This is a genomic window from Ferruginibacter paludis (assembly GCF_030409685.1).
Taxonomy (GTDB): Bacteria; Bacteroidota; Bacteroidia; order Chitinophagales; family Chitinophagaceae; genus Ferruginibacter; species Ferruginibacter paludis.
Window position 1 is genome coordinate 22,474 of the sequence record NZ_JAUFQJ010000022.1, and the last position, 10,327, is coordinate 32,800.

The 10,327-nt window shown below is 38.5% G+C and carries 10 protein-coding genes; 4 read left to right on the plus strand and 6 right to left on the minus strand.

The genetic code is table 11. The annotated features are described in order from the left end of the window. The first annotated feature begins 49 nt into the window (after positions 1-49). Positions 50-1,144 carry a magnesium/cobalt transporter CorA gene (corA, locus tag QWZ08_RS23815; protein ID WP_290340116.1) on the plus strand — a complete coding sequence of 365 codons (1,095 nt, stop codon included), beginning with the start codon at positions 50-52 and terminating at the stop codon, positions 1,142-1,144. Here the strand turns inward: corA and QWZ08_RS23820 are convergent. Together QWZ08_RS23820 and pnuC are read right to left on the minus strand one after the other, a co-directional pair. Next, positions 1,141-1,686: an AAA family ATPase gene (locus QWZ08_RS23820; RefSeq protein WP_290340117.1), complete on the minus strand. Its 546-nt coding sequence runs from the start codon at positions 1,684-1,686 to the stop codon at positions 1,141-1,143. The genes corA and QWZ08_RS23820 overlap by 4 nt on opposite strands. 149 nt (positions 1,687-1,835) lie before the next feature. Further along, positions 1,836-2,459 carry a nicotinamide riboside transporter PnuC gene (pnuC, locus tag QWZ08_RS23825; protein WP_290340118.1) on the minus strand — a complete coding sequence of 208 codons (624 nt, stop codon included), beginning with the start codon at positions 2,457-2,459 and terminating at the stop codon, positions 1,836-1,838. 69 nt (positions 2,460-2,528) lie between these two features. On the opposite strand from pnuC, the gene QWZ08_RS23830 reads away from it, so the two are divergent. Then, the gene (locus QWZ08_RS23830; RefSeq protein WP_290340119.1) at positions 2,529-2,897 is read left to right on the plus strand and encodes a DoxX family protein; all 369 of its coding nucleotides are present in this window, start codon (positions 2,529-2,531) and stop codon (positions 2,895-2,897) included. A 53-nt stretch (positions 2,898-2,950) separates the two neighbouring features. Here the strand turns inward: QWZ08_RS23830 and QWZ08_RS23835 are convergent, their stop codons facing one another. Continuing rightward, entirely contained in the window at positions 2,951-3,550 is a 600-nt protein-coding gene (locus QWZ08_RS23835; RefSeq protein WP_290340120.1) for a NifU family protein, read from the minus strand. A 126-nt stretch (positions 3,551-3,676) separates the two neighbouring features. After that, positions 3,677-6,022, minus strand: coding sequence for an ATP-dependent helicase (locus tag QWZ08_RS23840; RefSeq protein ID WP_290340121.1), 2,346 nt, complete (start codon positions 6,020-6,022; stop codon positions 3,677-3,679). 582 nt (positions 6,023-6,604) lie between these two features. Here QWZ08_RS23840 and recA point away from each other — a divergent pair. After that, positions 6,605-7,615, plus strand: coding sequence for a recombinase RecA (gene recA, locus QWZ08_RS23845; RefSeq protein ID WP_290340122.1), 1,011 nt, complete (start codon positions 6,605-6,607; stop codon positions 7,613-7,615). Positions 7,616-7,669: 54 nt separating this feature from the next. Here recA and QWZ08_RS23850 read toward each other — a convergent pair whose 3' ends face one another. Continuing rightward, positions 7,670-8,914 carry a glycosyltransferase family 2 protein gene (locus tag QWZ08_RS23850; protein ID WP_290340123.1) on the minus strand — a complete coding sequence of 415 codons (1,245 nt, stop codon included), beginning with the start codon at positions 8,912-8,914 and terminating at the stop codon, positions 7,670-7,672. 196 nt (positions 8,915-9,110) lie between these two features. Between QWZ08_RS23850 and QWZ08_RS23855 the strand changes: the two genes are divergently transcribed. Then, positions 9,111-9,887 (plus strand): inositol monophosphatase family protein, encoded by a 777-nt coding sequence (locus QWZ08_RS23855; RefSeq protein ID WP_290340124.1) that lies wholly within the window; start codon positions 9,111-9,113, stop codon positions 9,885-9,887. A gap of 111 nt (positions 9,888-9,998) precedes the next feature. On the opposite strand, the gene QWZ08_RS28320 is transcribed toward QWZ08_RS23855, so the two are convergent. Beyond that, positions 9,999-10,327, minus strand: a 329-nt coding sequence (locus QWZ08_RS28320; RefSeq protein ID WP_435387624.1) for a transposase, incomplete at its 5' end; no start/stop codon positions are given.

A 10,327-nucleotide genomic window follows, 5' to 3' on the forward strand; every position in this document is an offset into this window, starting at 1 on the left:
TTGCTTAATTTTCCCTGCCCCTTATTTTACAGTGATTAATAATATTTAAATGAACCGTAGTAAAAAATATATTCAGAAGATTGTATCTCCCTTTAACCTGAGCCGTACGCAGGAAATTGTAAAGGTTAATCCAACAAAAGTGCCGCAGCGGGAAGAAGCAAAAGCAATCAATATCTATGTGTATGATTTTAATAGTGCAACTGTAGAAGAAAGGCAGCTGAACAGTATTGCAGAATGCTATCCTTACTTAAATAACGATAAAATAACCTGGATAAACGTAGATGGAATTCGCAAAGCTGATGTTGAGGCACTATGTAACTTTTACAACGTACATCCATTGATACAGGAAGATATCCAAAGTATTGGTCAGCGACCGAAAATGGATGAGATTGAAAATATTTTATTCTGTATTTGCAACATGCTTTTTTATAACGATGAACTTTTTAAGGTGGAGCAGGAACAGGTAAGTATTGTATTGGGCAAAAATTTTGTACTCACTTTCCAGGAGGAAGCCAATAAAGATGTATTTAACCCGATAAGAGATAAATTAAAAATTGCGGCCAGTAAATTGCGGCAAAGCGGCCCCGATTATTTATGCTATGCCATGCTGGATATGATAGTAGATAATTATTTTGTTGTGATGGAAAAATTAGGAGAGCGCATTGAAAATATCGAAGAAGAAATACAAAACAGCGCGGGCAGTAGTGCGCTTGCCAAAATAAACTTATTGCGTAAAGAGATGATCATTCTTAAAAGAAGTATTTCGCCGGTGAGGGAAGTGATCAATGGTTTTATAAGAACTGAGAGTGATTTGATTGAGGAAAGAACACTGAAATATTTTAAGGATGTGTATGACCATATTATCCAGGCAAATGATCTTTCTGAAAACTACCGGGATATCACTATGAACTTGCAGGATCTTTACCTGAATAACGTAAACCTCCGGATGAACGAGGTGATGAAAGTTATGGCGGTAGTAACTTGTTTACTGGCTCCGGCAACCGTAATTGGAGGCATCTTTGGTATGAACTTCGATAAAATTCCCTGGCTGCACAACGATCGTGGATTTTATGCTGCTGTGGGCGCTATGCTGATTATTCCAGTATGGATGATTGTTATGTTCAGGAAAAAAGGCTGGTTTTAATTATGCAACTCATTGACGGCAGCAATTGCTTCTTCTAAACGTTTTTCATAATTACCACTAATGTCAACCCAGGGGACCTGCTGGTTTATCATGATGTCTTTGTAGTAATGATACAATTTTTCTCTTGTTACAAGATCCGGGTATTCCCTTAACTCATCTTTGATCCACGGCTGATCGATATTGCAAAGCAGATAAAGGTCGTATTTACGCTCAACAATTTTGTTTAAAATCCAATGGTGGCATTGATTAAAAACAAATTCACACCACACTTTCATAACATACATATCAGTATCAATAAACAATATCCCGGGTGATTTTTTATCTTCAAAGTGTGGCATTTTCTGAATGGCAAACTCTTCCCTATCGATTTGTCCCTGGGCAACTTCCAGTAAATTCTCGAATGTATAGTATGTGCCGTTGGCGATTAAATATTCCCGGGCATATTCCTTCACCCATTCTGATTTAAAATGCGCAGACAGCTTTGCACACAAGGTGCTTTTTCCTGTACTTTCCGGACCAATAATGACAACCTTTTTGAGCATAGCTAATTTTTATTCCTCAGGATTTTTCCACTCCTCTTTTATATTCAAAAATTACGCTTTTTGCCCTGCAATTTTTTATGGTTTTATCTGCAGGATCAATTTGCCTGATTTGCCAAACAACTAATGTCAGGTATAATTATGCTGCAAATTTAACGCATACTCTTTCTTTTTAGCCATTCAAACAGACCGGCAATTGCCATTATTAGCAACACCAGGTAATACACGCTTGTAAAAACATAATGTTTTACAAAGTACAAAGGTATAGAGGCAAGGTCAGTGGCTATCCACCAATACCAGCTTTCCACCTTCTTTTTCGTCATCAGCCACATGCCAGTAAATGCAGTAGCCGATGCAAAAGCATCCGCCCAGGGAATAGCACCAGGGGCAAAATCTTTTTTTAAGTACGTAAGCGCAAAATATATAGCAGCATAAAAGCAGGCAAAAAAAGCAAGGTGCTGTAACCATTCTTTGGCAGATGCTGAAGTAATTTTTACAACAAGGTGTTGTTGCTGGTCTTTTTTTGTCCACAGCATCCAGCCATAAAAACTCATTACTGTATAATAAATATTTACGCTTGCTTCACCAAGCAAGCCTCCTTTAAAACTTAAATAAACGTAAATGATGGTATTGATAAGTCCTGTTGGATAAACCAAAATATTCTCTTTACGGCTATACCAAACACTGGAAATACCCGAAAATACAGCAACGTATTCGTACCAGGTTGTATGGCTGATATCGGTTATAAATTGCTGGTATATTTCTGTTGGGTTCATCTTAACTGTTAAAGGCAATCAATTTATAACTTTATCTTTAAACAAAAAGACATTCCTAAAAAAGGCGAGATGATAAAAAAGATAAGCTTGGTAATTTTAACTGTTTTCTTCCTGCTTGCTGGTTTTAACCATTTTTGGCATCCGGAAGATTACTATGGGCTCATTCCACCCTATATACCAGCTCATCGGTTTATAAATATGGCAAGCGGAGTACTAGAAATTCTCCTTGGTATTTTATTAGTATTTCCGGGTACCCGAAAACCGGGGGCTTTCGGAATCATTTTTTTGCTGATCCTTTTTATTCCTGCCCATATTTATATGATACAACTGAAGGGTTGCGTTGGTCCCGAAATCTGCGTGCCTGAGTGGGTTGCCTGGTTAAGATTGTTTCCCGGCCAATTTTTATTAATTTCCTGGGCCAGGTGGCACGCCAAATAAAAAGCACCTTATGAGGTGCTTTTGTGAATTACAATATTCTTTTAACTATGATATTACTCTGCTTCTGCTACCACTTCTTTTACTTCCGGAATCATCCTTTTCATCATTCCTTCAATACCCGCTTTTAGTGTAATCATGGAGGATGGGCAACCGCTGCAGCTTCCCTGCAACATCAGGTTTACGCGGCCGTCTTCATAGCTTTTAAACTGTATGGCACCGCCATCCATTTCAACGGCTGGCTTTACATAATTTTCCAGTAGTTCCTTAATACGCTTTACAACATCATCATCGTCTGCACTTACTTCGTTGCTGCTTTCACTCTTCATGCTGGCAACCGCTTCTTCATTTACCACCACTTTTCCTTCTTCCAGGTATTCTTTCAAAAATAATTTGATGGTGGGAATTACATCCTGCCAATCATCTGTATCGGTTGTTTTTGTAAGGGTAACAAAGTTACTTGCTATAAAAACCGATTTAATAAATGGAAAAGTAAATAGCTCCTGTGCCAGTGGAGAAGGTGCGGCTGTCAACTCATCCTGAAAGTCAATACTTTTCCCCGGATACAATAATTTGTTGGCAACAAATTTCATTGTTTCAGGGTTGGGGGTCATTTCTGTATATATGCTGATAACCGGATTGCCTGTTTTAATCATAAAAATGTATTTAAAAATTTCAATGCAAAGTTAACATTATCCTGCCACAAAGGTTTACCGGCCGGGCTCTATACCAACCTCATAAGCCAATAATTTCCAATTTCGAAAACTAAATCTTAGTAGGTATTATTCCACAATCCTTAATTTGGCATAGTTGAGCATGATCTTTTTTTCACCATTCAGCTCAAATTGGACTGTAGCAATGGGATTATGCGCTGCTCCTTCCATTTTTATCACATCTCCAAAACCAAATTTTTGATGTTCCACTTTTTGGCCCGGTTGTAAATTACTGGTATCGCTGGCTGCAAAATCTGCTGTTGGTGTATGCTCCTTGGCTTGCGGCCTTGCAGGAATTAAATAGGCTGGCCGGCTCTTTTCTTCTTTCTTAAATGGATTGTCGGCGGTTTTATAGCTGGTTCCGCCTGCACCCGTTTTATCAAAAGCTCCACCGCCCCAGTTATTGCTATGGCCGTTACCGCCCTGGTTTCTGATACCTCCTCCGGCAAAACTTCTGTCAATAAAATCGCCGGGCATTTCATCGATAAAACGACTGGGCTCGTTTTGCTGCAACTGGCCAAACCGGTACCGGGCGTTGGCATAAGTCAACCATAGTTTTTTCTTCGCCCTTGTAATGGCTACATAGAACAAGCGTCGCTCTTCCTCCAGTTCTTCCCGGGTATTGATGCTCATAGCATTGGGAAACAATGTTTCTTCCAAACCGCCTACAAATACGCAACTGAATTCAAGTCCTTTGGCAGCATGTATTGTCATCAGTTTTACACTGTCGGCATCTTCTTTATCATTATCTGTATCGGTCAGCAATGTAATTTGCTGTAAATAACTGCCTAAACTCTTATCGCCCACTTCGCCATCTTCTTCATTCATGGGCGTTTCAGTAAATTCTTTGATAGAGTTCAGCAACTCCTGTGTATTCTCGTAACGGGCTAATCCTTCTGTAGTTTTATCATTGAAAAGTTCTTTTACAATACCGGTACTTTTACCGACTATGATGGCCAGGTCGTACGCATTTTTTTTCTGCAATTCGCTCTGGAACATCTTTATCATCAATACAAAATTGTTAATGGCTTCAAGCGTTCCAGCTTTATAACCAAACGTTGCTGCACTCGTCAACACTTCCCAAAGCGTAATATTGTTTTCATTGGCAGCTAATACGGCCCTGTCCATGCTGGTTTTACCAATGCCTCTTGTGGGATAGTTTATTATTCTTTTCAAAGCTTCCTCATCCTGCGGATTAACGACAAGCCTTAAATACGCAATAAAATCCTTTACTTCTTTTCGCTGATAGAATGAAAGGCCGCCATAAATGCGGTAAGCAATATTCATCCGGCGCAGGCTTTCTTCATAAGCCCGGCTTTGTGCATTGGTACGATATAAGATAGCAAACTCCTTATTAAAATAATGATTGCGCAGTTTCTCTTCCTGTATGGTATCGGCCACATATTTTCCTTCCTCATTATCAGTCGCTGTACGTACCAGTTTTATTTTATCGCCGGGGGTATTATCTGTCCACAGTTTTTTGGGGATCTGGTTTTTATTATTGCCAATAATTTCATTGGCTACACTTAAAATGCTTTTGGTACTGCGATAGTTCTGTTCCAGCTTGACCACTTTTACATCATCGTAATCTTTTTCAAACTGCAGAATATTTTCAATGGTGGCGCCCCTGAAACTGTAAATGCTTTGCGCATCATCTCCCACTACACAAATATTTTCGTGCATAGCACCCAACAATTTCATAATCTCGTACTGGGATGTGTTGGTATCCTGGTATTCATCTACCATGATGTATTTAAACTTGCGCTGGTATTTACTTAAAGCATCGGGGTGATTTTTTAGCAGGATATACATCTTGAACAAAAGGTCATCAAAATCCATGGCGCCGTTTTTAAAACAACGGTTGGCGTAAGCTGCGTATATCTGGCCAATCATCGGCCGGTTAGCCCTCGCATCTTCCTGCTGAATGGTAGGGTCGTTGATATATTCCGCCGGACCGATCAAACTGTTTTTTGCACTGGAAATACGGTTGTACACCGTATTAGGCTTGTAATATGCCGGATCAAGTTCCAGTTCTGCCAATACCGTTTTAATTACGCTTTTGGCATCATCTGTATCATAAATGGTAAAATTATTTGGGTAACCAATTTTATTGGCTTCTGCCCTCAGAATTCTTGCAAACACGCTGTGAAAAGTGCCGATGTATAAGTTACGGGCTTCAGAATTACCCAATACTTTTTCCACCCGCTCTTTCATTTCCTTTGCCGCCTTATTTGTAAAAGTGAGCGCCAGAATATTAAAAGCGTCAATTCCGTGAGCACCCATCAGGTGCGCAATACGTGTGGTGAGCACTTTGGTTTTACCACTTCCTGCACCGGCAATAATAATAATTGGCCCGTCTTTATGCAATACCGCCTCTCTTTGGGGTTCATTTAATTCGTCTAAATAATTGCGCATATCACAAAGTTACGAATAGCGTTTTGGGCGCAAGTCCCTGTTAGGAAATATTTATCGCCTCTCCAGGTTACTTTTCATTTTAAACCCTTCTTGATACAGATGTGTTGACCAAGCTTTATAAAATAAACAGCTATCATCAGAATCAATTTTTAAAATGGTTTTCCAGAAACCAAACAAAAATTAATAGTTATTAACAAGTATTTGCAAAAAACTACCACTTTGTGGTATATGACATATCAAATAACTATTGTCTCTTTGTAGTGTTCTGGTTCCAATACTGCCATTTGTTCCGGAGAAGATTTTTAAAGCCCGTTTTCTATCCGTATTTATTTCGTCGTGTAAATTGAAAACACGAATTCTGTCATACCTAACATAACCCGTTTCGGCCCAGGCCTGAACGGGTTTTTAGATCCATCCTCGTACACGAAAACCGATTGTATACTCTTTCGGTAAACTAAAAACTAATTTTTTTACTAAATATGCTAAATATATTAGTGTTAATAAAAGAAACCTATTATCTTTGAAGTCTGGTATATTTTTATAAACGCAAAACAAGATACATCACTTAAAAAAAACATCACAATGAGCAACAACACGAACGTAGAAAAATTGAAAGCCCTTAAATTAACAATGGACAAAATCGATAAAGATTTTGGCAAAGGGTCGGTTATGATAATGGGAGATAAGCCCCATGTTGAGCAGGAAGTGATATCCACAGGATCGTTGGGACTGGATGTGGCATTGGGAATTGGTGGATTACCTAAGGGAAGAGTAATAGAAATTTATGGACCGGAAAGTAGTGGTAAAACAACCATTGCAACGCATGTAATTGCAGAATCGCAGAAAAAAGGTGGCATGTGTGCATTTATAGATGCGGAACATGCTTTTGATAGTGCTTATGCACAAAAGCTTGGCGTAGATATCGATAACCTGTTGATATCTCAGCCAGATTATGGTGAACAGGCATTGGAAATTGCAGACCGTTTGATTTTATCCGGAGCGGTAGATGTGGTGGTGATTGATTCAGTAGCGGCACTGGTACCTAAAAGTGAGCTGGAAGGAGAAATGGGTGACAGTAAAATGGGTTTACATGCAAGGTTAATGAGCCAGGCTTTACGTAAATTAACCGCTACCATTTCCAAAACAAACTGCTGTTGCATTTTTATCAACCAGCTGAGAGAAAAAATTGGTGTTATGTTTGGCAATCCTGAAGTTACAACGGGCGGTAACGCTTTAAAGTTTTATGCTTCTGTACGTTTGGATATCCGCCGTATGGCTCAGATAAAAGATGGTGATGAAGCCATTGGAAACCGTGTAAAAGTAAAAGTTGTAAAAAATAAAGTAGCACCTCCTTTCAGAACTGCTGAGTTTGATATTGTTTTTGGAGAAGGTATTTCTAAAACAGGTGAAATTATTGACATGGGGGTTGAGCTGGGCATTGTACAGAAAAGCGGCAGCTGGTTTAGTTACGACACCAACAAATTAGGACAAGGAAGAGATTCAGTAAAACAGTTATTGAATGACAATCCTGAAATGGCGAAAGAAATAGAAACAAAAATCAGGGCTAAGATTGCAGAAATGCAGGCCACTTAAAAAAGTTTTTTCCGGGTTAGTAAATATGGGCCATTCTTTTTAGAATGGCTTTTTTTATTTTTCATAACCGGGCACCTTCGGGTAATTTAAAATAGTCCAATCACCCCTTTGATTTTTGTTACTGCTGCTTACAATACTGCCAGAACCGGCATAATGAAAAAAATAATCGACGGCAGGTGTTATACTTTGAATCACACCAATCACCTCTTTTGCAGAAATGTCATCCATGTAAAAGACAATGGATTTTGCTGCATGTCTGATTATTAATTCCTGTACTTGTTCGTGGTCGGCCAATAAAATATTTGAGGTATCAACCATTCCTACAACCCGCAATTTTGCTTTCGTTTTTTCCAGCGCCGTCTTTAGTTCCTCACAATGCGCAGGCAAGCCAAACAACAACGCTGGTTTTAGATGATTTGTTTTTTTTATGCCGGTATTTTTGCCTGTTACAAAAATGCCGGTAAGCCTGGTACCGATTACCTTTAGTTCTTTTGCCAGGTTTATAAAAAACTTGTATGCTGTTTTCCTGATGCCTGTGTAATGCTTTCCAACAAAAACATTCATTGCATTGTAAAATAGCCGGACATACAGCGTTCCCTTTTTTGTACTTTCTCCTTTAAAATGTATAATCGTACTCTCCGAAAAATAATAATTGTTATACCCTGCTTTTATTATCCGATAACTTAAATCTATATCTTCCCCGTACATAAAAAAAGTTTCATCAAAGCCTTGCATTGAATTGATTATTTTTCTTTCTGTCATCATAAAAGCGCCTGATAATATTGGCGCAAGTTGATTCACATCGTTTGGTGCGTGACCAAGATAATAATGGGCAAAAGTGCGGGAACGGGGAAAGAGAGCGGCCAAACCACTTAATTTAAAAAAGGATGTTGAAATGGAAGGAACGCCCCGCTTACTTTCTCTTAAAAACTCGCCTTTGCCATCAATCATCCTTATACCCAGGGCTCCAATATTTTTTTGCGACCGATAAAATGCCAGGCATTTTTCAAGGCAATCTTCGGGCATAATGGTATCAGGGTTTAAAAATAAAACGTATTCGCCAGCGGCCTTCTCCAATGCAACATTGTTTGCTTTTGCAAAGCCCGTATTCTTTCTGTTCCAGATAAAGTCAACGTTGGCAAATTGTTTGGTCAAATATTCATAACTGCCATCTGATGAATGGTTATCAACCACAATGATTTCGGCTTCAATATTTTTACAGGCTTTTACAACACTGTACAAACATTGTTCTGTAAAATACTTGACGTTGTAATTAACTATGATAACAGAAAGTTGCAAAAAATTGTTTTTAAGTGTACGAAATACGATTTTTTATATCAGTATTCAAAATTGTTCCTTTTATTTATCATATAGCATGATCGTCTTTCAAAATTAGCATTGCTCAAATCAAAACATTGAATTGTGGAACTACAACACTGTTATTCGCTTAATATTCCATTTATGATAACATCTAATCCATCTTTATCTTTGCTGCATGATAAAAAATACTTTATTAAAAGCAACGGAAGCGGGTGCAAAAGAGCTGGTCCGTTTTTTCAACGGCGATTTTAAAATAACCAACAAAGAAGGTATTAATAACCCGGTAACAGAAGCAGATCATGCATCTGAAAAAGCCATTTTTGAAGTCATTAAAAATGATTTCCCTGATCATTTTATTTTAAGCGAGGAAGCCGGCGAAATTATTATGGACAGTAGCTATAAATGGATTATTGATCCCATTGATGGTACGATCAATTTTGCAAATGGTATTCCTATTTGTTGTATCAGTATAGGATTGGAGCACAATGGAAAGATAATAATGGGTGCAGTTTATAATCCTTTGATGAACGAATTTTTTATTGCCGAAAAAGGTGCCGGCGCAACATTAAATGATAAAAGAATTACTGTCAGCAATAAAACAGCCGTTGTAAACAGTTGTCTTGTTACCGGATTTCCTTACACTTACCTTGATGCACCTAATGGGCCCTTACAGGTTTTCGAAAAACTAATACGCAAAGGAGTTCCCGTGAGGCGTCTTGGTAGCGCCGCCATCGATTTGTGCTGGGTTGCCTGTGGAAGATTTGATGGATTTTATGAACATAAGTTACAAGCCTGGGACAGTTCTGCCGGCTTTTTAATGGTAGAGGAAGCGGGAGGAAAAGTAACTGATTTTGCAGGTCAGTATTATTCAGTTTATCAGCCACACATATTGGCAAGTAACGGCAAAATACATGACGAATTACTGGGGATTATCAACGGCCAGGGTTTGTAACATGCCCGGTATTTTTGGTAGCGTGTTTCAATATTCTAAAAAAATTATTATTAAAAGGCATGAGTTGGAGAGTTTTAATTGCTTGTTACAACTTTACTAACTAGTCGGCCCTCAAAAAGTCGATTTTAATTTTGGGGGCATAAAAATCCAGCAAGCTTTTATAATCATTTTATAAATCAGTATCCAATAGTTAATTGCCTCTGTGCGCCAGAGGTTAATTCGTCGTTTAAAATTCATAGCTGCAGCAGCCAGAATTACGTTCATGTTATCACCAATAATTCCTTTGAGGTAATTTCTGCACAATCGGTAGTCACGTTTTAAATGTCCGATTACAGGTTCGATTGCAGCCCGCTTACCATGCCTGTTACGTTTTAGTTTAGAAATATTTTTGTCAGGCCTTGGAACCTGGATGATCGTCTCTTTGTATTGTTTAATTCCTT

Bases quoted from the DNA above. Each gene is read 5' to 3' on its own strand.
- QWZ08_RS23820 (WP_290340117.1), bottom strand. From the start codon at position 1,686: ATGCTCAAAAAGGTTGTCATTATTGGTCCGGAAAGTACAGGAAAAAGC.
- QWZ08_RS23835 (WP_290340120.1), bottom strand. From the start codon at position 3,550: ATGATTAAAACAGGCAATCCGGTTATCAGCATATATACAGAAATGACC.
- recA (WP_290340122.1), top strand. From the start codon at position 6,605: ATGAGCAACAACACGAACGTAGAAAAATTGAAAGCCCTTAAATTAACA.
- QWZ08_RS23840 (WP_290340121.1), bottom strand. From the start codon at position 6,022: ATGCGCAATTATTTAGACGAATTAAATGAACCCCAAAGAGAGGCGGTA.
- corA (WP_290340116.1), top strand. From the start codon at position 50: ATGAACCGTAGTAAAAAATATATTCAGAAGATTGTATCTCCCTTTAAC.
- pnuC (WP_290340118.1), bottom strand. From the start codon at position 2,459: ATGAACCCAACAGAAATATACCAGCAATTTATAACCGATATCAGCCAT.
- QWZ08_RS23855 (WP_290340124.1), top strand. From the start codon at position 9,111: ATGATAAAAAATACTTTATTAAAAGCAACGGAAGCGGGTGCAAAAGAG.
- QWZ08_RS23830 (WP_290340119.1), top strand. From the start codon at position 2,529: ATGATAAAAAAGATAAGCTTGGTAATTTTAACTGTTTTCTTCCTGCTT.